22 protein-coding genes are annotated in these 23,702 nt (G+C 64.6%); 11 read left to right on the plus strand and 11 right to left on the minus strand.

Features of this window, described 5'->3' with window-relative positions:
- The first annotated feature begins 132 nt into the window (after nt 1-132).
- The 5 genes from L3X40_RS02330 (at nt 133) to L3X40_RS02350 (ending at nt 6,915) form a co-directional block, all read left to right on the plus strand.
- Complete coding sequence (locus tag L3X40_RS02330) at nt 133-2,946, plus strand: cation-translocating P-type ATPase (RefSeq protein WP_066556493.1); 2,814 nt, start codon at nt 133-135, stop codon at nt 2,944-2,946.
- A gap of 459 nt (nt 2,947-3,405) precedes the next feature.
- Nucleotides 3,406-4,554, plus strand: coding sequence for an ABC transporter permease (locus tag L3X40_RS02335; RefSeq protein ID WP_082748527.1), 1,149 nt, complete (start codon nt 3,406-3,408; stop codon nt 4,552-4,554).
- Complete coding sequence (locus L3X40_RS02340) at nt 4,551-5,324, plus strand: ABC transporter ATP-binding protein (RefSeq protein ID WP_066556496.1); 774 nt, start codon at nt 4,551-4,553, stop codon at nt 5,322-5,324. Before L3X40_RS02335 ends, L3X40_RS02340 begins: the two co-directional genes overlap by 4 nt.
- Complete coding sequence (locus L3X40_RS02345) at nt 5,324-6,268, plus strand: MlaD family protein (RefSeq protein WP_066561622.1); 945 nt, start codon at nt 5,324-5,326, stop codon at nt 6,266-6,268. The genes L3X40_RS02340 and L3X40_RS02345 overlap by 1 nt, the downstream gene beginning before the upstream one ends.
- Nucleotides 6,265-6,915 (plus strand): ABC-type transport auxiliary lipoprotein family protein, encoded by a 651-nt coding sequence (locus tag L3X40_RS02350; RefSeq protein WP_082748529.1) that lies wholly within the window; start codon nt 6,265-6,267, stop codon nt 6,913-6,915. The genes L3X40_RS02345 and L3X40_RS02350 overlap by 4 nt, the downstream gene beginning before the upstream one ends.
- A gap of 43 nt (nt 6,916-6,958) precedes the next feature.
- Here the strand turns inward: L3X40_RS02350 and lptB are convergent, their stop codons facing one another.
- Complete coding sequence (gene lptB, locus L3X40_RS02355; protein WP_413243696.1) at nt 6,959-7,756, minus strand: LPS export ABC transporter ATP-binding protein; 798 nt, start codon at nt 7,754-7,756, stop codon at nt 6,959-6,961.
- Between the two features lie 384 nt (nt 7,757-8,140).
- Here lptB and L3X40_RS02360 point away from each other — a divergent pair, with 384 nt between their 5' ends.
- A complete protein-coding gene (locus tag L3X40_RS02360) occupies nt 8,141-8,899 on the plus strand; it encodes a sensor histidine kinase (RefSeq protein ID WP_066556502.1) in 759 nt (252 codons plus the stop codon).
- Nucleotides 8,871-9,524: a BON domain-containing protein gene (locus L3X40_RS02365; protein WP_066556506.1), complete on the plus strand. Its 654-nt coding sequence runs from the start codon at nt 8,871-8,873 to the stop codon at nt 9,522-9,524. Before L3X40_RS02360 ends, L3X40_RS02365 begins: the two co-directional genes overlap by 29 nt.
- A gap of 16 nt (nt 9,525-9,540) precedes the next feature.
- Here the strand turns inward: L3X40_RS02365 and L3X40_RS02370 are convergent, their stop codons facing one another.
- Entirely contained in the window at nt 9,541-9,762 is a 222-nt protein-coding gene (locus L3X40_RS02370; protein ID WP_237364201.1) for a hypothetical protein, read from the minus strand.
- Between the two features lie 135 nt (nt 9,763-9,897).
- Between L3X40_RS02370 and L3X40_RS02375 the strand changes: the two genes are divergently transcribed.
- Nucleotides 9,898-10,452: an HdeD family acid-resistance protein gene (locus L3X40_RS02375; RefSeq protein WP_066556514.1), complete on the plus strand. Its 555-nt coding sequence runs from the start codon at nt 9,898-9,900 to the stop codon at nt 10,450-10,452.
- 236 nt (nt 10,453-10,688) lie between these two features.
- Here L3X40_RS02375 and L3X40_RS02380 read toward each other — a convergent pair whose 3' ends face one another.
- The 9 genes from L3X40_RS02380 to L3X40_RS02420 form a co-directional block, all read right to left on the minus strand.
- Nucleotides 10,689-11,135, minus strand: a complete 447-nt coding sequence (locus L3X40_RS02380; protein WP_237364203.1) for a GNAT family N-acetyltransferase — start codon at nt 11,133-11,135, stop codon at nt 10,689-10,691.
- 80 nt (nt 11,136-11,215) lie between these two features.
- Nucleotides 11,216-12,427 carry an acetate/propionate family kinase gene (locus tag L3X40_RS02385; RefSeq protein WP_066556520.1) on the minus strand — a complete coding sequence of 404 codons (1,212 nt, stop codon included), beginning with the start codon at nt 12,425-12,427 and terminating at the stop codon, nt 11,216-11,218.
- Nucleotides 12,424-13,848 (minus strand): bifunctional enoyl-CoA hydratase/phosphate acetyltransferase, encoded by a 1,425-nt coding sequence (locus L3X40_RS02390; protein WP_066556525.1) that lies wholly within the window; start codon nt 13,846-13,848, stop codon nt 12,424-12,426. The genes L3X40_RS02385 and L3X40_RS02390 overlap by 4 nt, the downstream gene beginning before the upstream one ends.
- A gap of 3 nt (nt 13,849-13,851) precedes the next feature.
- Complete coding sequence (locus tag L3X40_RS02395; protein WP_145907246.1) at nt 13,852-15,612, minus strand: PHA/PHB synthase family protein; 1,761 nt, start codon at nt 15,610-15,612, stop codon at nt 13,852-13,854.
- A 385-nt stretch (nt 15,613-15,997) separates the two neighbouring features.
- Nucleotides 15,998-16,798: a universal stress protein gene (locus L3X40_RS02400; RefSeq protein ID WP_066561628.1), complete on the minus strand. Its 801-nt coding sequence runs from the start codon at nt 16,796-16,798 to the stop codon at nt 15,998-16,000.
- 229 nt (nt 16,799-17,027) lie between these two features.
- Complete coding sequence (locus L3X40_RS02405; protein WP_237364204.1) at nt 17,028-18,317, minus strand: MgtC/SapB family protein; 1,290 nt, start codon at nt 18,315-18,317, stop codon at nt 17,028-17,030.
- Between the two features lie 228 nt (nt 18,318-18,545).
- A complete protein-coding gene (locus L3X40_RS02410; RefSeq protein ID WP_066556528.1) occupies nt 18,546-19,607 on the minus strand; it encodes an AI-2E family transporter in 1,062 nt (353 codons plus the stop codon).
- Nucleotides 19,608-19,617: 10 nt separating this feature from the next.
- Nucleotides 19,618-19,956, minus strand: a complete 339-nt coding sequence (locus L3X40_RS02415; protein WP_066556531.1) for a TraR/DksA family transcriptional regulator — start codon at nt 19,954-19,956, stop codon at nt 19,618-19,620.
- Entirely contained in the window at nt 19,944-20,204 is a 261-nt protein-coding gene (locus L3X40_RS02420; protein ID WP_066556533.1) for a YdcH family protein, read from the minus strand. The genes L3X40_RS02415 and L3X40_RS02420 overlap by 13 nt, the downstream gene beginning before the upstream one ends.
- A 725-nt stretch (nt 20,205-20,929) precedes the next feature.
- Between L3X40_RS02420 and L3X40_RS02425 the strand changes: the two genes are divergently transcribed.
- Genes L3X40_RS02425 through L3X40_RS02435 form a run of 3 tightly spaced genes read left to right on the plus strand, consistent with a single transcriptional unit; the run spans nt 20,930 to nt 23,651 of the window.
- Nucleotides 20,930-21,670: an SDR family NAD(P)-dependent oxidoreductase gene (locus L3X40_RS02425; protein ID WP_066556537.1), complete on the plus strand. Its 741-nt coding sequence runs from the start codon at nt 20,930-20,932 to the stop codon at nt 21,668-21,670.
- Nucleotides 21,671-21,719: 49 nt separating this feature from the next.
- Entirely contained in the window at nt 21,720-22,442 is a 723-nt protein-coding gene (gene phbB / locus L3X40_RS02430; RefSeq protein ID WP_066556539.1) for an acetoacetyl-CoA reductase, read from the plus strand.
- 24 nt (nt 22,443-22,466) lie between these two features.
- On the plus strand, nt 22,467-23,651 hold the full coding sequence (locus tag L3X40_RS02435; protein ID WP_066561633.1) for a thiolase family protein: 1,185 nt from the start codon (nt 22,467-22,469) through the stop codon (nt 23,649-23,651).
- Nucleotides 23,652-23,702 lie beyond the last annotated feature (51 nt).

Raw genomic sequence — 23,702 nt, forward strand, 5'->3', positions numbered from 1 at the left:
TAGCGAGAGGAGTCGGCGTTTTGGCGGATGCGATCCGGTAAGCGCACGGTGCGACGCATCGGCCGCGTGGAAAAGATCGGCGGCTGAATGCCTGCCGTTGACCGAGGCCGTGGCAGCATCGAAGGAGTGAACATGGCTGACACGCCCGGTCAGGCCGAACCGGAAGGGACCGGACCCCACCGGCAATCCGTGGAAGCGGTCCTCGCCTTGTTCGGCGCGGATGCCGCGGCCGGACTGACCCGGGCGGAGGCGCTCGCCCGTCTCGACCGATATGGCCCCAATGCGCTTGCCACCGCCAAACCCGTGCCGATCTGGCGAAAGATCCTGGCGCAGTTCTCCGACGTGCTGGTCATCCTGCTGCTCGTCGCGGCGTTCGTCTCGGCCGGCCTTTGGTTCTACGAGCGCGACTCGTCCTTGCCCTTCGAGGCGATGGCGATCTTCGCCATCGTCCTCCTCAATGCGGCCATGGGCTATGTCCAGCGGGTCCGCGCCGAACAGGCGGTCTCCGCCCTGCAGAAGATGTCGGCGGCGCGGGCCAGCGTCATGCGGGGCAGCGCGCGGCAGAGCATTCCGGCGAGCGAGCTCGTCCCGGGCGACATCATCTTTGTCGAAGAGGGCGTTACCGTGCCCGCCGACGCCCGCCTGATCGAGTCCGTTTCCCTGCAGACGGGCGAGGCGTCGCTGACCGGAGAAAGCCTGCCCGTGGCCAAGGACGTCGACCCGATCCAGGACGACGTGCCGCTCGGCGACCGCCATAACATGATCTTCGCCGGCACAAGCGCGACCTACGGCCGGGGCAGCGCGGTCGTCACGGCGACCGGCATGCGGACCGAGATGGGACGAATCGCAGGCCTGATCGAGGACGCGCCGAAGGAGATGACCCCGTTGCAGCGGGAGCTCGACCGCACCGGCCGGCTGTTGGGCGTGATCGTCGTCGCGATCGCCGTCGTGATGATCGCGACGATCCTCCTGGTGGAGGATATTCGCGGCTTTTCGGCGGTCTTCGACGTGCTGATCCTGGGCGTCGCGCTCGCCGTCGCCGCCGTGCCCGAGGGCCTGCCGGCGATCGTGACCGCGGTGCTCTCGCTCGGCGTCCAGAGAATGGCCAAGCGGCACGCCATCGTGCGTCATCTGGCTGCGGTCGAGACGCTCGGCTCGGCCGACGTCATCGCCTCCGACAAGACCGGCACGCTGACCCGCAACGAGATGACGGTGCGGGCGGTCGTCACCGCGAGCGGCCGCGTCACCCTGGCTGGAACGGGCTATCGCCCGGAGGGCGAACTGCGCGACGAGCGGGGCGAAGGTGTCGATGGTGATCTTCGGACCGAATTGCTGCGTACGCTCACCGCGGCCGATCGCGCCAACAACGCCGTGCTTCAGGAGCATGACGGACAATGGTCGGTGCAGGGCGATCCCACCGAGGGCGCGCTCCTCGTCGCCGCGCGCAAGGCGCGCCTCGCAAGCGATGCGCTCGAAGCCCGTTTTTGTCGGATCGGCGAGGTGCCGTTCTCATCCGAACGCAAGTTGATGAGCACGGTCCATAGCGATGCGGAACAAGAGGAACGGCTGCTGACGCTGACCAAGGGTGCGCCGGATGTGCTGCTGGCGCGCTGCTCGCATGAACTTGTGGGCGGCGGGACGAGGCCTCTGACCGACGCACGTCGAACCGAGATCGGACAGATCAACGAGGGGCTGGCAGGCGAGGCGCTGCGCACGCTCGGCCTGGCCTTCCGCACGCTGCCCAACGACGGTTCGACGCCGAGGGCGTTCGACGATGGCCTGGAACATGACCTCGTGTTCCTCGGGCTGGTCGGCATGATCGATCCACCGCGGGACGAGGCCAAGGCTGCAATCGTCCACGCCAAGCATGCGGGCATCCGCCCGATCATGATCACCGGCGACCATCCCAAGACCGCCGCGGTCATTGCCGTGGAACTCGGCGTCTCCGATGACGGCCGCGCCGTCACCGGGGCGCAGATCGACGCGATGTCGGATGCGTCGCTCGATGAGACCGTGCGCACCATCTCGGTCTTCGGGCGGGTCGACCCCGAGCACAAGTTGCGTATCGTCAAGGCATTCCAGCGCAACGGCATGACGGTCGCGATGACCGGCGACGGCGTCAACGATGCGCCGGCGCTCACCACCGCCGACATCGGGATCGCCATGGGCATTACCGGAACCGACGTGTCCAAGCAGGCAGCCGACGTCGTGCTGGCCGACGACAATTTCGCGACCATCGTCGCCGCGGTCGAGGAAGGCCGCGCGATCTACGCCAATATCCGCAAGTTCCTGCGCTACCTTCTCTCCTCGAACATTGGGGAGGTGATGACGATGTTCTTCGGCGTCCTGCTCGCGGATGCGCTTGGTCTGACCGCAGCGAGCAGCGGTGGTCTCGTCTTGCCGCTGCTGGCGACGCAGATTCTGTGGATCAACCTTGTCACCGATGGCGCGCCGGCGCTCGCGCTCGGGATAGAGCCGCCGGACAGCGGCACGATGGCGAAGCCCCCGCGCGCCCGCGAGGAGCGGGTCATCACGCCGCGCATGTGGGCAGGCATATTGTTCGTCGGCATGGTGATGGCTGCAGGCACGCTGCTGGTGCTCGACGCGGGCCTGCCGGGCGGTCTGATCGAAGGAAGCGGCACGATCGGCTATGCCCAGACGATGGCGTTCTCGACATTGACCCTCTTCCAGCTTTTCAACATCTTCAACGCGCGCTCGGACGAGCAAAGCGCGTTTCACGGCCTCTTTGCCAATCCCTGGCTGTGGGCGGCGGTGGGGCTGTCACTCGTGCTGCAGGCGGGCGTGGTATATCTGCCCATTCTCCAGCAGGCGTTCTCGACGACGAGCCTCGGCGCGGGGGACTGGGCGCTCTGCACGGTGACCGCGAGTTCGGTGCTCTGGCTGCGCGAACTCAGCAAGATCGTGGTGCGGGCAAGCCGGCGCTGATCCGGCATTCGCGCGCTTCGGCGCATGTTCGGGGCCCGGAAGCGCAACGCCGCGGCCCCGGAGCCTCCCGATCGAAGTCACGCGCGGCTGCTGCGGCGGTTTGTGAGATGGACCAAGCGCCTTTTCCGCCCCGATAGGCGAACGCGAATTCCTACGCGTCGCGGCCGTTGAGCACCAAAAAACCTTCCGCGCAGAAAATCGGAAATCTACGACCAGTAGCCCCGGCCCAATCATTACGTAGCATTGCGGATTATCGACCATAGCCGTCGGCATCATGAACAAAAGCGGAAGGTCTCGGGAGGCGCATCTTGCAAAGCCGACCCCCGGCCTCGCTATGGTGGAGGCTGATGATGTCCTGTGACCAGGAGACGACCGGGCGCTCTCCGGAGCCAATCGCATCTCGCCGCAAGTGGCCGGCGGCCTCTGCTCGGCCGCCTTGCGGCGGGTGAGGGCAGGCCCATGCCGCCTTCCCGAACTGCCTCTTCAGCCCGACACCCGCCCGAACCGGCCGATTATGCACTTCGCACGTCGGGTCGCGGGCATGAGCTTGTCGCGCGCGGAGATTGGACGGTGCTGATGCTTGGAAGTGTTCCTGCGCGGCTGGAACGCGAAATCGGTCGGGGCGGGCGCATGGTGGCGGTCGACATATCACAACTCGGACGGGCCGACAGCGCGGGAATCTATGCTCTGCTCGGTGCGCTCACGACGGGCGCCGAGAAGCGCTTCGATCGGGAGGATTTGCGGCGGCTCGCCGAGATCGTGCATCCTGCGCTCGAGGCCGCGCCGACGGCGGTGCGCGCCGATCACGGCATCACGGCATTCTTCGAGCGGCTGGGGAGGGCAGTCGTAGCCGAGGGCATCGAAGTCTACCGTGCCCTGGCGTTTGCAGGCCAACTCATCCTCGCTCTGATCCGAACGGCGCTCCGGCCGCGGCGGTTGCGCCTGACGCCGCTTGTGGCGGTCATGGAGGAAGCGGGTCTCGACGGCATTCCGATAACGGTCATTATGACGTTCTTCATCGGAGCTGTCGTGGCGCTGGTGGGCGTCAACATCCTCGTCGAATTCGGCGTGTCGGTCTTCACGGTGCAAATGGTCGGCGTGGCGATTCTGCGCGAGTTTGGCGTCGTCATCGCAGCCATTCTTCTCGCCGGCCGATCGGCATCGGCCTTCGCGGCGCAGATCGGCGCGATGCGGATGAACCAGGAAATCAACGCCATGCAAGTAATGGGCGTCGATCTGTTCGATGCGCTCGTCGTCCCGCGCGTTCTTGCGGCCCTGCTGATGATGCCGCTGATGACGTTCTGCGCGGATATCGGCGGTATCGTCGGGGGATTGCTCGTCAGCTGGCTGACGCTCGACATCAGTCCGGTCTTCTTCATCAACCGCACGCTCGAATCCGTCGAGATCAGGCATTTTTGGATCGGCATGAGCAAGGCCCCCTTCCTTGCTGTGGTGATCGCCGCCACCGGTTGCCGGCAGGGTTTCATGGTCGAGGGCGATACAGGGAGCCTCGGTCGCCGCGTTACCGCCGCGGTCGTTCAGTCCGTGTTTCTCATCATCATGTTTGACGCGATCTTCGCCATGATCTTCACGGAGCTCGATCTGTGAGCCAGGAAGAGGGCGACCTGCCGCTGGTTCATGTAAAGGGCTTGCGGACAGTGTTCGGCGAAAAGGTCGTTCACGACGGCCTCGATCTCGATCTGAAGCGTGGCGAAATCCTGGGGGTGGTGGGCGAATCGGGTTCCGGAAAGTCAGTCCTGCTCAACTCCATACTTGGTCTCAAGCGACCCGATGCGGGCGAGATCTCAGTTCTTGGCCATGACGTTCTCGATCCGAACCGGCAGGCCGATGTCGAGCGACGGATCGGCGTCATGTTCCAGCAGGGTGCTCTGTTTTCAGCACTGTCGGTCCAGGAGAATGTCGAGGCGCCGTTTCTTGAACATGCCGACCTGCCCATCGGCTTCGTCCGCGCCATGGCAGCGTTGAAGATCAAACTTGTCGGTCTTCCCGATCATGCCGGCGCGCAGATGCCGGCCGAGCTGTCGGGCGGCATGCGAAAGCGGGCCAGCGTCGCCAGGGCGATCGCCCTCGATCCGGAGTTGCTTTTCCTCGACGAGCCGACTTCCGGTCTCGATCCGATCGGTGCCAATGCGTTCGATGAGCTTGTCCGCGCGTTGCGCGACGCGCTCGGTCTCACTGTCTTCATGATCACGCACGATCTGGATACACTGTACACCATCTGTGACCGAGTGGCGGTGCTGGCGGACAAGCGGGTGATCGCCTTGGCATCGCCCCGGGAGGTCGAGCATTCCGCACATCCATGGATCAAGGCCTATTTCGGGGGTCCGCGTGGACGCGCGGCACGGGAGGCGCATTGATGGAGCGCCATGCCCGCTATGTCCTGGTCGGCGTTTCGTCGGTCGCGATCCTCTTCGCTGCGATGATCTTCATCATCTGGTTGGGGCGGACCGATTTCAGCAGAAGCTATGATGAGTATCGCATTGTCTTCGAGGGTCCCGTTCGCGGTCTGACCGACGGCGGAGACGTCCAGTTCAATGGCATCACAATGGGCCGCATCCAGGCTATCGCGCTTGACGAGCATGATCCCAGCCACGTCCTCACCGATATCCAGTTGCACGCGGGAACCCCGGTTCGAGCGGATTCGGTGGCTATGATGGAGACCCAGGGCATTTCCGGCGTGAATATCATCCAGATAACGTCCGGTTCCATACATCGCCCGCTCTTGAGGACCGTGCCGCACAGCGGCCGGCCAGTCATCCAAAGCAGCACCGATTCCATGGCCGCGCTTTCTGCCCTGTTCCCGGGGGGTGGAGAGATGGTGCGAAGCGCCACCGAGGCGCTCAACCGGGTCAACCGGCTTCTTTCCGATCGGACAATCACGGATTTGGCCGCGACGGCGCATGACGTACGTCTGACCGCCGGCGCGATCGCCGAAAACCGCGAAATGTTTACCCGTGCGTCTTCAACCCTCGCGAAACTCGACGATGCCGCGACCGACATTCAGCGTGCCGCCGCCTCGGTCCGGAATATCGCCGAGGGCGACGGTCGCCGGGCGGCTTCAGACATCGCGCAGACGGCGGACGACCTCAAGCTCGCGATCCGGGACGCGCGTGGGACGCTGGAGAGGATTGACGGCCAGACCCAGAGAATTTCGACGACCACGCTGCCCAACTTCGATCGCACCTTGACGAGTATCGAGCGGGCCGCAGACTCGCTTGACCGGCTGCTTCGCGAAGTGCGCCAGAACCCGCGGGGCATCCTGGGCAGGGCGGGCGAAAAGGAACTGGAACTGCGCCCATGACTATGTTCCGCCACGGCGCCGCCCTGCTTCTGCTCATGCTTTGCGGCTGTGCGGGCTCTCTCCTGGCGCCACCGAGGCCGGTCGTCCTCTATCGGCTCGAAGGAGCCGCGACCACGCCGCCAATCCCGCAGCTTGCGATCGAGCAACGGCAGAGCGTGCATCTGACAATCGGCTTCGCTTCAGAAATCGATGGCGACCGGCTGCTCACAGTTCGGGGCCCGCGGGCGATGTACCTCAAGAGTGCGCGGTGGATCTCGCCGGTGCCGGATCTCTTCCGCAAAGGCATCGAACAGGCCTTCGCCCGCCGCGCCCCCTTGGTCATGCTGTATCCCGTCCGCCCGCCTGCGAATTTCGGCTATCGGTTCGAGTTGAGGATCGACCATTTCGAAGCGGTCTATGCCGACGTCGCAACTGCCGATGCTCCCCCTATCGTGAGACTGGATGGCGAAGCCCGGCTTCTTCGGCGCGACGGCACAGAGCCTCTCGCGGTCTGGGCGCTGGCAGCCCACGCGCGCGCGAAGGAGAACAGTGTCGGTGCGATCGTCGAGGCCTTCGGTGTCGCGGCTGACCGCTGCTTTGACGAGACCGCCGATAAAACGGCCGGGCTCATCGCAGGCGCGCTCCGGGAGAACGGACCGGCACGATAGGATATCGCTGCTTTCGTGTTCGGGTGGAGCGCAGCGGAATCGGCTACAGCGAGAAGCCTTCTCCGAGATAGAGGCGCCTGACGTTCGCATCGAGGACCAACTGCGCGGGCGTGCCCTGCGTGAGCAAAGCGCCTTCGTAGAGGATGTATGCCCTGTCGACGAGCTCGAGTGTCTCGCGCACATTATGATCCGTGATCAGAACGCCGACATCGTGCTTCTTCAAGTCGCGCACCATGCGCTCGAGGTCCGCGATGGATAGTGGATCGATACCGGCAAAGGGCTCGTCGAGCAGGATGATGGTCGGATCTGCCGCCATTGCCCGCGCGATTTCGCAGCGCCGCCGCTCGCCGCCGGAGAGCGACTTGGCAGGTGTGTCCCGTAAGGATTCGATGCGGAATTCTTCGAGAAGAGCGTTCAGACGGCGCCCGCGTGCGTCCCTATCGGGTTCGACGAGTTCCAGCACGGCCTCGATGTTCTGCGAGACAGTCATCCCCCGGAAGATGGATGGCTCCTGGGGCAGATATCCGAGGCCGAGACGAGCCCGCCGGTACATGGGAAGCTTGGTGACATCGAGGCCGTTGAGGAGAATGCGCCCGGCGTCCGGCCGCACAAGGCCGATGATCGAGTAGAAGCACAGCGTCTTCCCCGCGCCGTTGGGTCCGAGCAGTCCAACAACCTGGCCATGAGCGACGTCAAGCGAGATGTCGTTCAGTACCTTGCGCCCGTCATAGGCCTTGTCGATCCCAACAACCGAGAGTCCGCGAGGATGGGAGGCGTCGGATTGTGCCCGGGGCTCGCAGGCATGGGGTTCCGCCGTTTGTGCTGAAGGCACCTGCTTCAATTCAGGCGGCGCCGGCGTCCTTCCGGAGCCGTCTGCAGAGGCGGCGTTGACTGCGTGGGTCGGAGTTTCGGCCATGATCCTTGAGGCAAAAGGGGCGCATCGCCTGGACGCATCCCATCCCTGTGACGTTCAGGCGACTATCGGAGGGGACGAACCCGGTCTTTACGTAGTTACCTCCAAGCGCCGGCGAACGGCCGATGCGGCTCGCCACGAACGATGCAGAACCGCTTGCAGCGCTCGCGGCGCCGGCGCCCCGCGGTTCTGGTTAATGCTGCGAATGCTTCATGGCTTCAGCCCGATCCGCCGAGCGATCTAAGTAACATTCCCAATTTCCGGGACTGTCCCTTGCCGAGACAATCGCCTCGTTCGACAGGGAGGCGCTCGATGCACATCGGAACCGGTCATCAGGACCCTGGCACCTCCGCTCGGGAAGGTATCCATGATCTGAGGAATCTGTTCAGCGTCGTGGCATCGGCCCGCCACATGCTGGATGATCCGCTTACGACAGAGCGGCGCGCTTTGCTCCTCGATGCCATCGAAGACGCCGCAGAGCGTGGCGGCCGCCTCACGACCACTCTTCTCGCTCGCTCAGATGGTGCCGGTGCGACGGAGGATCTGGAGGTAAACGGTCATCTGGCAGGTCTTGAGCCACTGATGCGCGCGCTCGCCGGCCGACATGTGGAGGTCGTGCTGGACCGCACGAGCAAACGGTTGCCAGCGAAGTTCGAAGCGGCCGCCTTTGACGCGGCGATTCTCGAACTGGTGGCAAACGCAAGCGCATCGCTGGTGACGCCGGGTAAGATATGGATCCGCATCAAGGGGATCAACAACCGGATCTGGATCGCTATTGCCGATACCGGCCGCGGCCTCACTCTGTGCGAATTGCATCGCGCGCTCCAAGGGAACGTAGCGCCCGCCGCCAACGGGACAGGACTGGGCCGCGTACGCCATTTCGTCCGGGCTGCTCACGGCCGCTTCCGTATTCGCAGCCGCGCGGGCCATGGCACCGTCGTTTCCCTGATCTTGCCGATGGTCCTCAAGGTGGCCGTCGACAAGCCGTGCACCGTCGCCACATCCCGCGTGCGGCGGATTTCAAAGCGAAAGGAGACCGCAAATGACAAGCGACAGCCAACTACAGCGTGACGTCATGGACGAACTGACTTGGGAGCCGAGCGTCGACCACGCCGATATCGGCGTGGCCGTGACCGACGGCGTGGTGACACTTTCCGGCTATGTGAAGAGCTATCCGGAGAAGCTGGCGGCCGAGAAGGCGGCGCGGCGCGTGGCCGGCGTCAAGGCGATCGCCGAGGAGATCAAGGTGCGCTTCGCGTCGGATCCGAAGACGGCGGATCATGAGATTGCCAAGCGCATCCTCGACATGTTCGCCTGGAATGTCTCGATCCCGGACGACAAGATCAAGGTGAAGGTCGAGCATGGCTGGGTCACGCTTACCGGCACCGTCGACTGGTATTATCAGAGCGACGAAGCCCGCAAGGTCGCCGGCAAGATCACTGGCGTGATCGGCGTCGGCAACCAGATCGAGATCAAGCAGCACGTGCCGACCGCCCACGATGTCAAGGACCGGATCGTCGCCGCCTTCAAGCGCCAGGCCAACCTCGATGCGGCGACTGTGACGGTGCTTACCGACGGCGGCAAGGTGACGCTGGGGGGAAAGGTCAAGGCGTGGAACGAGCGCCAGATCGCCGAACGCGCCGCGTGGGCCGCGCCCGGCGTCGTTCGGGTGGAGGACAATATCGTCGTCGCCTGATCCCCGTGCGGGGATATCAGCTTGCAACGGTCGCGAGGAATGTCTGGCGACCGTTGCAGGCCGTCCGGCCGAGGCGAAGGTTGCCGCGAGCCATGACCTCATGGCGGTCGATCAGCTTGGCGCCCGACCGTGCAAACAAAATCGCGTCCGACCATGTGCCGACCCTAGAGACGGTCCATTGTCGCAAGGGAAGGACCACCGATCGAACGTCCGGCGCTGCATCTGCGGCGGATTGCACAAGCCGACGCTCGCACGCGCCGCCGGGGCCTGGCCGCCTCGTGCAAGGAACCAGATCTGGAACTGGCCCGCCAACTCGCTCATTCTCGTCACGGGCGATGTCCCCGGCTTGGGCGACCGAACAGGGAGAATATTGATGGCCGCGAAAAACTGGAACCTCGAGCCTGGCCTTGCCCAGGGCACAGGATGGGGCTGGATCCTCGCCTACGGCATCCTGCTGGCGATCGTCGGAATAGTGGCCCTGCTCGAGCCACTTGCGACAGGCCTTGCCACCGGCCTGTTTATTGGCTTCGTGCTGCTGAGTGGTGGCGTTCTCGGGCTGGCGGCTGGCTTTTCCGGGAAGGGCTGGCGCAGCCGTTGGCTCGACATCGTCCTGGGGCTGCTCTCGCTCGCCCTCGGGCTGCTTGTCCTGTGGCACCCTTTTGCGGGCGCGTTCTCGCTCGTCTGGTTCATCGCCGTCTGGCTGATCGTCGGCGGCGCGCTTGAGATTTCAACCGGCTTGGGAGGAGCACATCACCGGGGCTGGCTCGTCTTCCTCGGGCTGATCGACATCGCCCTCGGCGTGATCCTGTTCTTTGCAGGGCCGGCCAGCGCGCTCATCTTTCTGGCGTTCATCATCGGTACGAGCTTTATCTTTCGGGGCGTGTTCCTCTGTATCTTTGCGCTGCGCCTGCGAAAGCTCGCGGACTAGCAGCGACCGGTCTGAGCGCGGTACGATAATCACATACGAGGCGCCGTCCGCTCGGTCGCGCCAGATCGTCCCGGTGGCTTGCTTCGGCCAGAGCCCGGTGGATGATCATCGCGTGTCTGTGACATTGTCGAGTGCATGATCGGCGTCAGGCGATTCCGTATAGCTTGCCTACGGTTTGCGTGGACGCTGACACGCTCCGCCAGTCGAGGGCGGTGCATCCTGTCCTGTCTCACACATTATCCGCCGGACGCCGGGATCTCGAGCGTCCTCCTTACGATCACCAGCGTCGGGTCTCCGGGGCACTCCTCCACCGTGAAACCGACGTCGCGTTCCACTTCGATCGCCTCGTGATTGGCGCGGCTTTCGAGGGACTCGATCACCTGAACGCCGCGCTGCCTCGCGTGCTCCGCTACGAAAGACAGCAAGGTCCAACCGATGCCACGACGCTTGTAATCGGCGTCTACCGAGATCGCGACCTCGCCGCGCTTGCCCTCGGCATCGAGGGCAAGCATCGCCGTGGCGACAGCTTTGCCATTTGCGGCGTCGAACGCGATGAAGCTTTCCGGGTTTCCGTGATCGATGGCGGTCATGGCGCGCAGCTGCTCGGGTTTCACTTCGTTGATCCCACTCAGGAAGCGGAACCGCAGATCCTCCTGGCTCACATGATGGAAGAGTTCATCCAATATGGAGATATCGCCAGGACCCGCCGGACGAACGGACAGCCGTAGGCCTGTTCGCGTTTCACATTCAAATGCCGAGCCGGTCATGATCTCGCCTTTCCGTCAAGAAGTGAGCCCGAATTGAGCACGTTCAGCATATGGATTGCGATCATCCGCTCCTCGTCGGTTGGAATGACGCGGACCGCGATCCTGCTGTTCCCGGCACTGATCACCGGCGTATTTCGCGCATTGCTTTCCGGATCGAGCACGATGCCGGCCCAGGCGAGGCGTTCGCAGATCGATGCACGAACAACCGGATCATTTTCACCGATGCCGGCGGTGAAGACCAAACCGTCCAGTCCCTCGAGCGAGGCAATGAGCGCTCCCGCCTCGCGCGCCGCGCGCCACGCAAAGAGCTCGACCGCCTCGGCCGCACGCGGATCCGAGCTGCCGTGCAGCGCGCGCATGTCGCTCGAGACTCCGGACACGCCGAGCAAACCCGATTTGTTGTAAAATAGATCTTCGACCTGAGCGGGGCTCATCCCGATCTGGGTCTCAAGGTGGAGCGCGACGCCGGGATCGATGCTGCCGCAGCGCGTGCCCATCATGAGACCGTCGAGCGCGGTGAAGCCCATGGTCGTATCGACGCTCTTTCCACCGCGGATCGCGCAGAGGCTGGCGCCGTTGCCGAGGTGCGCGGCGATGACCCGGCCGCCGGCGAGCGGCGGGTCGAGCTCGGCCAAGCTGCGCGCGATATATTCGTAGGAGAGACCATGAAAGCCATAACGACGTATGCCCCGGTCATGGAGCGCGCGCGGTATGGCGAGGCGAGCGGCTATTTCCGGCATGTCGTGATGGAAGGCAGTGTCGAAGCACGCCACCTGTGGCAGGCGGGGCTGGAGTTTCGCGATCGCCCGGATCGCGGCGAGATTATGGGGCTGGTGGAGCGGGGCGAGCGGACAGAGCGCCTCGAGTTTCTCCAGCAGCGCATCGTCGACCAGGCGAGGGCTCGCGAATTCGGTGCCCCCGTGAACGACCCGATGCCCGATCGCGATCACCTCGTTATCGCCGAGATGGCCCGCCGACCATTCGAACAGGTCGGCGAGCAGGGCATCGTGCCCGAGCGAGGCACCGTCCTTCCACGACCGCTCGACAAGGACTTCTCCTCCTGTCGCCCGCCCGACAAGATGCGGCGCGACGCCGATGCCCTCTATCTTGCCTCCGGCAGAGAAGCGCGGCGCGCCTTGCGGGTCCATGGTGAAGAGCGCGAATTTGATGCTCGAAGAGCCCGAGTTGAGGCTGACGACCGCCTTCATGCGCTTGCCGCCTGAGTGACCCCGGGCGCCGCCTTGGTCGCTGCACGGGCCATCAGAACGGCGACGGCGCAGGAGGCAAGGCGGGTGCGCAGGCTGTCTGCGCGGCTCGTAAGGATGATGGGAACGCGTGCTCCCAGGACGATCCCCGCAGCGTCGGCGCCGCCGAGAAATGTCAGCTGCTTGGCGAGCATATTGCCTGCCTCGAGGTTGGGTACGATGAGGATCTCCGCCTTGCCGGCGACGGGCGAGGCAATACCCTTTTCGTTTGCCGCCGCCTCACTGATCGCATTGTCGAAGGCGAGCGGCCCATCGAGCACGCCGCCTGTGATCTGGCCGCGATCAGCCATCTTGCAGAGCGCGGCCGCATGGAGCGTGGACTGCATGTCCGAATTGACCGTTTCGACAGCAGAGAGAATCGCGACCTTTGGCGTCTCGATCTCGATCACATGAGCGAGGTCGATCGCGTTGCGAACGATGTCGGCCTTTTCCTCAAGCGTCGGTGCAATGTTGATCGCCGCGTCGGTGATGATCAGCGGCGTCGGATGACCCGGGACATCCATGATATAGGCGTGGCTGATCCGCCGTTCGGTTCTGAGGCCGGCGGCGGAAGGCACGATCGCGCCCATCAATTCGTCGGTGTGGAGCGACCCCTTCATCAGCAGCTTCGCCTCACCCGCCCGGACGAGCGCGACCGCCTTGGCAGCGGCATCATGGCTGTGATCTGCGGCCACGAGCCGAAGGAACGAAATGTCCTTGCCCGCCTCCTCGGCCGCCTGACGGATCTTCGCCTCCGGACCCACAAGGATCGGAACGATCAGATTGGCCTCGGCCGCCTCGATCGCGGCGAGGAGCGCCGCCGCGCTGCACGGATGCGCGACGGCGGTCGCGACCGGCTCGCCCCCGGCTGTCTTGTCGATCAGCCGACGATAGCGGTCGTGGTCGGAAAGGCGCACATCGGGAAGCGTCGCGCGTGGCCGGCGGACCTTTTGCGTCGGCGCCTTGACCTCGGCCTCCCCGAGAATGACGTCCTCACCATTCTGGTTGGCGCACCGGCAATCAAGGACGACTATATGATGTTCGGCCCGCTTTTCGGTGACCGTCACCGAGGCGGTGATCGTGTCGCCCAGACCGACCGGCCGTGTGAAGCGCAGCGATTGGCTCAGATAAATTGCACCCGGTCCCGGCAGTTCGGTGCCGAGCACGGCGGAGATCAGGCCGCCGCCCCACATGCCATGCGCGATCACGTGGCGGAACATGTCGGTCGCGGCGTAAGCCGAATCGAGCACTGCCGGGTTCACGTCCCCCGAGACGAGCGCGAAAAGCTGGATGTCCTTTTCGTCCAACCTGCGCGTGAGGCTCGCGCGATCGCCAATCCGGATCTCGTCGAACGTCTTGTTCTCGATCATCGCATCGTCAGCCACCGCTCAATGCTCCAGCACGTAGAGCCCGGGCGCGTCGGCGATCGGCCCATAACCCTTGTCCGACGCGCCCATCGGCGGCGGCGCGACGGGATTGCCGGACTGGCGGTCAAGCCACTCGCCCCATTCGATCCACCATGAACCGTGCTTCTGCTCGGCTCGCGCCGACCATTCCTCCGGGTCGTAGGAGATGCCGTCGGGTTCGCGGGTGAGCACTCGGTATCGGCGGCCCTTGTGACCGGGTTCCGAGACGATGCCGGCATTGTGGCCGCCGCTCGTCAGCACGAAAGTGATCTCCGCGCCGGTCAGCAGATGGATCTTGTGCACCGAACGCCAGGGCGCGACATGATAGCGTTCGGTGCCGACCACGAACAGCGGCTTGCGGATCGCCGAGAGGCTGATCGTCCTTCCCTCGACCTTGTACCGGCCCTCGGCAAGATCGTCGTCGAGGAACAGGCGCCGCAGATACTGGCTGTGCATCGCGTAGGGCATGCGCGTGCCGTCGGCGTTCCAGGCCATGAGGTCGTTCATCGGCTCGCGTTCGCCCATCAGATAGGTGCCGAGCACGCGCGACCACACCAGGTCGTTGGACCTGAGGATCTGGAAGGCGCCACCCATCTGGCTGCTGTCGAGATAGCCGCGGCTCCACATCATGCTGTCGAGCAAGTTCAACTGCGCCTCGTCGATGAACAGGCCGAGCTCGCCGGGCTCGCTGAACTCGCTCTGGGCGGCGAACAGGGTGACGCTGGCGAGGCGGTCGTCGCCGTCGCGCGCCATCGCAGCCGCCACGATCGAAAGCAGCGTGCCGCCGAGGCAATAGCCGACCGAATGGATCGCGGAGGCGCCGGTGATCGCAGTGACTGCTTCGAGCGCGGCCATCGGCCCCATTCTTCTATACGCTTCCATGTCCAGGTCGCGGTCGGCGCTGCCGGGATTGTGCCAGGAGATCATGAACACGCTATAGCCTTGGCCTGTCAGCCATCTCACCAGAGAATTCTCCGGAGACAGGTCCAGGATGTAGTATTTCATGATCCAGGCCGGCACGATCAGCACCGGCTCTGGCCGCACCTTCTCGGTCGTCGCCTCATACTGGATGAGCTCGATCAGCTGGTTGCGATAGACGACCTTGCCTTTGGCGGTCGCGACATTGTCGCCGACCCGGAACTGCTCGGCGCCAACATCCGGCAGGCCCCGCACGGTGTGCTGGATATCCTCGAGCAGATGCTTGAAGCCCTCGACGAGACATTGGCCGCCGGTTTCCAGGATCTTCCTTTGCAGGACCGGATTGGTGGCAAGGAAGTTGGAGGGCGCAAGCATGTCGAGCATCTGTCGCGTGGCGAACTCGACCATCGCTTCATGATGCCTGGTGACGCCGTGCACGTCCGTGGTCGCCGCATGCCACCATTGCTGGCTGAGCAGGAAGGACTGGCTGATGAAATTAAACGGTGCCTCGTTCCAGGCCGGATCGGAAAATCGGCGGTCCTGCGGCAAGGGCTCGATCGCGAGCGGGGCCTCAGCGTCGCCGGTGCTGCGGAGGGCATAATCGAAGAGTCGCGCATATTTACGGGCGATCTTCGCGCCGAGCAGCAGGGTCTTCCCGGGCGAAATGGCGAGGTGGATCCCCCAGTCGGAGAAAGCCTGGACGATGGTCGCGGGCGAAAGCCCGGACGTCAGCTGAGCAATGGCGGCGACCGCGGCGCGGTCGAATGTCTCAGCGAGGCCATCCAGCGGATCGGGGGGCGATGGCGCTGCGGCAGGGCTGGTCATGCAGAAGGCTCCTGGATCGGCGGTGTCCCATCATCGCTTTGCGTGCACGCGCGCGCACTACGTAATTGCACTGCCCCGTCTCGAACTCCCGGCGTGCGGCTCATCCGGGGCGTGCTCGCGCGGCTGCGTCGCCGCCGCTCCGCGAACAGGGGCCGCAAACGCCTCGAACGCCATGTCCGCCCGGACGCTTGGAAAGAGCAAGAACTGGAACTCTGTGCTTCCCTTCTGCGATGGACACGAAAGACGCCCGCCCAGATATCTGGCGGCGGGAGTTCCGCGCGCGGGTAGCACTTCTCTCCTTGATGGCGGTCAAATCGGCCGCTGTGAGCGGACATTCCGGCGGCGGCCGATTCTGAGCCGACCGCGGCTTGCACGGGTGATTTCTTCAGTGCCCGAGCACCAGCGGCAGGTTGCTCTTGTTCAGCATCCGCTTGGTGACGCCGCCAAACGCTTCCAGCAGGCGGCCGTGGCTATAGGCCCCCATCAGCACATAGTCGGCCTGCCAAAGCGCCGCTTCCTCGGCAATCAGCGCATCAGGCGCGTGCAGGCCATCGTCGATGATCTTGACGCTCGCATGGATGCCGTGGCGGGACAGATATTCGGCCGCTTCGGTGGGTTCGGTCTTCTCGGCGCCATCGCGGGCCATGAAAATGTGGACATTGGATGCAAGCCGCAGAAGGGGCACGCACACGCGCATCGTGTCAGCCGCAGATGCCTGGCCATCCCAGGCGATGAGCGCGCGACCCACGGCGTTGAACCGATCCAGCTTCTCGGGGACAGCGACGATGGGCTTGCGCGCATGCATCACTATCCGGCTGGCGATCGTACGCATATCGGGGAGAGGATATGCGTCGAGCGTCCGATTGAGCACGATCAGATCGGCGAGCGTCGCCGCCTCGAGGACGCAGCTGGCGATATCACCGGTGGCATCGGCCCAATCCCAGGGAACATCTTCGCGCGAGAGGCGCTCCGTCAGGGCAGCCTTGTTCTTCGCCTCGTTCTCCCGCTCATCGGTCAGCATCACGGCTTCACCAAAGCCCGCATAAATGTCGCCCGCGACTACGGGGGATTGCGTGACGTCGATGCAGGTCAGATGGCCATCAAGCGCACGTGTCAGATCGAGCGCCGCCTGCAGTCGGGCTTCCTGCCCCTCGTCGTCGTGAACCAGCAAAAGAATGTTTTTCATGGTCGCCTCCATCGCAATGGAACGAGGCTATCGACGGCGCCTGACTCAGAATATGCGTGACTATACCTATGGGAGACGTTCTCGCGGCGGCCGCAGTGCACCCTGGACGGCTACGCTCACGCCTACCGCGACAACGCGGTCTCATGTCGCTCCGGCGGTCAGGCAGGTACGCAGACCTGCGATCTCCCGGCCATGAGCTTCGCTCCCAGCAGGCGCTCCCGACCGGCCATCACAACACCGCAGGCAGCATGAGCATGCTGGCTGCGACGCTCGCAATCAGGGACAGGGCGGCGGACGAGCCTCGCTGCCTTCCGGCGAGGCTGATCGTGGCTCCGGCCTTGACGAGAGTGTTGAGCATGACCGGGGTGGCCAGAACGAGGCCCGCAGTTGGTCCTTCCAGCACGCCCTTCGGCAACCCACCCATCGTGATGATGGCGGAATCGACGTCCACCATCCCCGACAGGGCGAGGATCGTGGCCAAGCCGGCATCACCAAATCGATCGAGCACCCACCGCGAGGCGAGCGACAAAACCATTACCAGCGCCATCAGGCCGAGCGCCGGCGCAAGGTTGAACGGGTTGCGAACAGGAACCTCCTGGCTGGACCGTGAGGGCAAACGCGCTGCTGCCCGAAGAAGCCAGACGGTGGCGAGGGCGCTGACCAGCATCGCGGGCGCAACCAGCACCGCTAGCGCCGGCAACGCGAACGGAGCCAGGACGCCCACCAGCACCAGTACGCGCGCCAGCATGATGACGGAGGCGACGGTGATTCCCGCCATGAGAATGGGACCGTTTTCCGCTGGGTCGCGCAGCCGGGTCGCCAAGGCGGCGGTAACCGCCGTCGACGAGACCATGGCGCCGGCAGCTGCAGTCGCGAGCGTCCCGCGCGAGGCGCCGAGGCGCTTGCTCGCCATATAGCCGGCGAAGGAAAAGCCCGACACGAGGACAACCACCATCCACAGTTGCTGCGGATTCCAGGCACCGTAGGGACCAAAAGCGCGGTCGGGGAGAAGCGGCAGGATAGCGAGGGAAATCAGAGCGAAGCGGGCGATCGCCCTCACCTCGACTTCGCTCAACCTCTCGATCCAGCCATGAAGCTGAGATCGGAGCGCAAGCACGAACGTCATTATGACGGCGACGATCGTCGCGAGGCGTTCGTGCTGGCTGCTCGCGAGGAATCCGCAGCCTAGCGTCAGAAGCCCGGCAAGGCTCGCTGTTCCACTGACCGGGCCGCCCCGCCATGCGGCCTGCGCATATCCCATCAGAACCAACATCGCGGCAGCCGCGACCAGGATGATCGCCACGCCGGGCTCGATCGACCTGAGCGCGCCCGCGACGCCTCCCGCCAGCCCGAGCAGTCCGAAGGTCCGGATGCCGGCGAAGCGGGAGCCGGCCGGTTCACGGCGCAATGTCCAGCCACGTTGGACGCCGATCAGCAGCCCGAGGCCAAGCGCAAGCGCGATGCCGGCGATGGCGGCAATATCCCCGGCTATCGTTAGGTCCGTATGAAAGATTGTCACTTCTGGTTCAGATTTCCTCAGCACAACAGCGTTCGAGGACCGCTCGATGGCCCGCATGGCCCGAAATGAACACGACTACCCATTGCTGGGCGCGCGGCACGACGCCTCACTGCACTAGGCCGACAGAATAGGGCCAAGGGAATGCGTAACTACCCGTAACCTGTCCCCATAGGCCAGCGCCTGTCGGCCGCTCCAATTGCGTCGCTCATTGCAAGGCACTCGGATTGCCTATGTTGGCCCTGCCTGCGGCTTTAGTCGTGAGCGCGCGAAGATATCCCATGCTGCGATGAAGAGCGCCGCCGTCACCGGACCGATCACCAGGCCGTTGAAGCCGAGCACCTCCAGACCACCGAGAGTGGAGATCAGGACGACATAGTCGGGCATGCGCGCATCCCGTCCCACGAGGATCGGGCGCAGGAGATTATCGACGAGCCCGATAATGAAAAGGCCGCACAATATGAGAATGATGCCTTCCCAGACTGCGCCCGTCACGAGCAGATAGACGGCAACGGGCACCCAGACGATGCCCGTCCCGATCGCCGGCAGAAGGGACAGAAAGGCCATCAGGACACCCCAAAGCAAGGCGCTATGGATCCCGAGTATCCAGAAAACGATCCCGCCGATAGCGCCCTGAATGACCGCGACCACGAGGCTGCCCTTGATCGTTGCGCGAATGACCGCAGTGAATTTTGCAAACAGTGCCGCGCGCTGCTCCGGATCGAGCGGAATGGCGGCTTCCACTCGGGCAGCCACCTGCTTGCCATCGCGCAAGAGAAAGAACGACAGGTAGAGCATGACGCCCAGCCCGATGACGAAGCCAAAGGCGCTCTGGCCGATGCTGAGAGCTCGCGCCGTCAGCGTCTGGAAGCTCGCGGCGATCCCGGCTGTCAGCCTTGCCCGCACGGCCTCGAAATCCGTCAGACCCAACCCGGTCAGCAGCGACTTCACCCATCGTGGCAGACGTTCCTGAAATTGCAGGAAATAGGCGCCCGGATCGACATCTCCGCTCTGCATCCGCGCGTATACGCCTGCCAGCTCCTGAAGAAGGAAAGCGGAAAGCAGGATTGCCGGAAGGATTACCATCGCCATGATTGCGAGCAGTGTCAGCAGAGCGGCAAGATTGTTGCGCCTCGGCATTGCGAGCAACAAGCGGTCGTTCAGCGGCGCGAAGAGGATCGATGCGATGACGCCCCAGAGAATGGCGCCAAACAGTGGCTGGACGACCCACGCGAAGGCGAGCGATACGGCCAAGATGAGCACAGTGAAGCTCGTGTCCTCGATACGGCGCATGGACGTTCCGTCAGACTCTGTCGTGCGCCGCCGAGCTTGCGCACCGGATGCACTGCGCCGCGGCTGGTAGCGCTTCGAGCCGCGCTGCCGCGATGACCTTCCCGCAGTTGGTGCACAGGCCATACGTGCCCGCGTCCAGCCTTGCGAGCGCCTGTTGCGTCAGCGCAATATGAGCCAGCGTGGACTGTTCGACGGCGTCCAGTGCTTCATCATCCTCGCGGGCGACCGCCTGCTCTTCGAAGTCGTCATCGAGCGGTTGACCCTGCTCCTCCTCGATGCGCGCAACCTTGGCGTTCAGCTCGCGGAGCTTGTCGGTGAGGCGATAGCGTATCAGATTCAGATCCGGCATCGCGCGTCCAGCTTATCTGCAATCAGTTCTGCGACCTCGTCGAGCAGCCTCAGGTGCTGCTTTTTCAGGTCTTCGAGTCGGTCATCGGAAGTGGCGTCCAGTCCTCCTTCGATCCGGTATATCTGCCGAGTCAACTCGTGATGGCGATGAGCCAGTTCACGATAGTGCGGGCTTTCCAGTTTCAGTGCGTGAAGGATCTCGCGGTGCGCGGGAAAGAGCGTGTGCAGATCGTGGCCGAGTTCGCTCATTATTTCTCCAGTCAGAGTTGCATTGGGATGGTGTCGCGTTGAACGCGCGGGCCCGCCGGCACCCGCGCTTGGAGCGAGCCGGCCATGCGGCCGGCCGCGCCTGTACAGCGGAGTTGCCGGCGCTCGCGAGCGTCGGCGAGCCTGATTGGCGGATGACTGCTGACGAACTGCTGATGAATGGAGCGGGCTTCGGCGCAGGCCGTGACACGGGCCGGCGTTCGGCGTGAGCGGCGTCGGCCCAGCAGGCAGGAAATGCCGGAATCATTCATGGCAGGCCTCCTTCCCCGAGAAGATTGCTGCAAGCTAGCCGCCATGTCGCTACGTGAATCTCCGCACCAGCTGGATCGATCGCGATGATGATCATTGCTGCCCGGAATGCCGCGGCCTCTTTGCTTATGGCGCGCCAACGCGGTCCGGGGTCCATCTTTGGCAAGCATGAAAAGCAGACGGGCGAGCCCGCCGCGGCGCAGGATGTCCATCGCCCATCCGTTTGGTTGATCCACTGCTTCCACGGTTGCCCGACCTCCGGCTTTGCGCATCAGCGCGCCGACGCGAGCTTGAATTGAACGCATAAGTAGAGTTCCCGATGGCGGGCCGCTCTACCGCGATGCACATCAACGGCAGTTCCCGCCAGGATCGGGAAATCCACAACTCTAGGGTGAGGTGCCGATCGGTCTGACAATGCCCGTTTTCGGGCGGCGCTTCCGCGCGCTCTGGAGGACAAGATGTTCGACTTCAATGGCAAGATTGCGATCGTGACAGGAGCCGCCAGCGGGCTTGGCGAGAGCAATTCCCGCGAGTTGGCCGCCGGCGGCGCGCGGCTTGTGCTCGCCGATCTCGACGTTGACCGCGCGCATTCTCTCGCCACCGACATCGGAGACGGTCGGGCCTTTCCGCTGCGGACGGACGTGGCGAACCCCGCCGATGTCGAGGCGATGGTTGCCTTTACAGTGAAGACCTTCGGCCGGCTCGATCTTGCCGTGAACAATGCGGGCGTCGGCGGGATCTCCGCCCCGGCGGGCGAGTATGATCTCGCCGATTGGCGGCGCGTGCTCAGCGTCGACATGGACGGCGTCTTCTACGGCATGCGATATCAGATCCCCGCCATGCTCGCCTCGGGCGGCGGTGCGATCGTCAACATGAGTTCGATCTGCGGCATGCTCGGCCTGCCCGGCACCATCGCGTATACGGCCGCCAAGCACGCCGTCGTCGGCATGACCCGGACTGCGGCCGTCGACTACGCCCGCCAGGCAATCCGCGTCAACGCCGTCGGACCAGCCGTCATCGATACGCCCCTTATCCGGGCACAGGGCGAGCCGTCGCCCTCACTGATCGAGCAGCACCCGATCGGCCGACTCGGCCGGCCCGAGGAGGTTGCTGCGCTTGTCGCGCTTCTTCTTTCGAACCGTGCCTCGTTCATGACGGGCGGCTACTATCCCGTCGATGGCGGCTATCTCGCGCAGTGACCGCGCCGCTCCAGGCCGCCTCCACCAGCACCAGCAGCAAGGAAATCCTATGTCTCGTATAGCGCTCATCACCGGCGGCGTGAGCGGCATCGGCGCCGCGACCGCACGACTCCTCAAGGCCCATGGCTACACCGTCATTGCCAATTATTTCGGCAACGACGCCGACGCCCAGGCCTTTCACGACGAGACGGGCGTCGCTGTCTACAGCTGGAACGTGGGTGATTTTGCCGCGAGCCAGGCCGGCGTAGCCAGGATCGTTGCGGAGATCGGGCCGGTCGACATCCTTGTCAACAACGCTGGCATCACCCGCGACGGCACGCTCCACAAGATGACGGAAGAGCAATGGCGCAGCGTGATCGATGTCGACCTTGGCGGCTGCTTCAACATGTGCCGCGCGGTCATCGAGGGCATGCGCGAGCGGCGCTTCGGCAGAATCGTCAATGTGAGCTCGGTCAACGCCCTGTCGGGGCAGTTCGGCCAGACCAACTATGCGGCGGCCAAGGCGGGCGTGATCGGCTTCACCAAGGCGCTGGCGCTCGAGGGCGCGGCGCGCAACGTCACGGTCAATGCGATCGCGCCGGGCTATACCGACACCGCGATGGTCGCCGCAGTCCCGGCAGAGGCGATGAAGAATGTTCTGGCCGCCGTTCCCGTCGGACGTCTCGGCGCGCCCGAGGAGATCGCTCGGGGCGTCCTCTTCCTGGTCGAGGACGAAGCCGGTTTCGTCACCGGCGCCACGCTTTCGATCAACGGCGGCAAATACATGGCCTGAAGCGGCCGAATGGAGGAAAAGATCATGACCACGAATGTCGTTCTCTGCGCGCCCGTGCGAACCGCGATCGGGAGCTATGGCGGCAGCCTCAAGGACATGGCCGCGCCGAGGCTCGGCAGTATCGCGATCGCGGAGACGCTGAAGCGCGCCGGCGTGACCGGGGACGCGATCGATACGGTTGTCATGGGCCAGGTGGTGCAGGCCGGCGCGAAGATGAACCCGGCGCGGCAGGCGGCGATCGGCGGCGGGATCCCCGACACTGTGCCGGCGATGACCGTCAACCGGGTCTGCGGCTCCGGTGCCCAGGCGATCGCCACCGCTGCGCAGGAGGTCATGCTGGGCCTGACCAATGCCGCCGTCGCTGGCGGGATGGAGAATATGGATCAGGCGCCGTACCTCATCGAGAAGGGCCGCTGGGGCTACCGGATGGGAGACGGCAAGCTGTTCGACAGCATGCTCCATGACGGCCTCAACGACGCGTTCGTCGACCAGCATTCGGGCTGGGTGACCGAGGATCTCGTGACGAAATTCCAGATTTCGCGCGAGGCCCAGGACGCCTGGGCCGTGCGATCACAACAGCGGTTCGGCGCCGCCCAGGCGGCGGGCAAGTTCGACAGCGAGATCGTGGCGGTCGAAATTCCAGGACGAAAAGGACCGACCATCTTCTCGCGGGACGAGCAGAATCGGCCGGACGCGACGCCCGAAAGCCTCGCCCACCTCAAGCCCGCCTTTCGCCCGGAAGGAACAATCACTGCGGGCAACGCCCCAGGGCTCAATACCGGCGCGGCGGCGATGATCGTCGCAAGCGAGGACTGGGCCGGCCGGAATGGTGCCGCTCCCCTGGGGCGTCTGGTCGCGTTCGGCGTGGGCGCGGTAGCGCCGGGCCTGTTCGGTCTCGGCCCGGTCCCCGCCGCGCGCCAGGCGCTTGCCCGTGCGGGCTGGTCGATATCGGACCTCGAACGGGTCGAGATCAACGAAGCCTTCGCCGCGATCGCGATCGCCGTCATCCGCGAGCTGGGCCTGCCCGAAGATATCGTCAACGTCGAAGGTGGCGCCATTGCCCATGGACATCCGATCGGTGCGACGGGCGCCGTGCTGACCACGCGGCTGCTCCAGTCGATGCGCCGCGACGGACTGCGGCGCGGGCTCGTCACGCTCTGCATCGGAGGCGGGCAGGGCGTGGCGCTGCTCCTGGAGAGCGTCACCTGAGCCGGAAGCGGGCGATCGACCATGATGGCCGTGTTCTTCGCACAAAGGGGC

This window comes from Rhizorhapis sp. SPR117 (genome assembly GCF_021742065.1).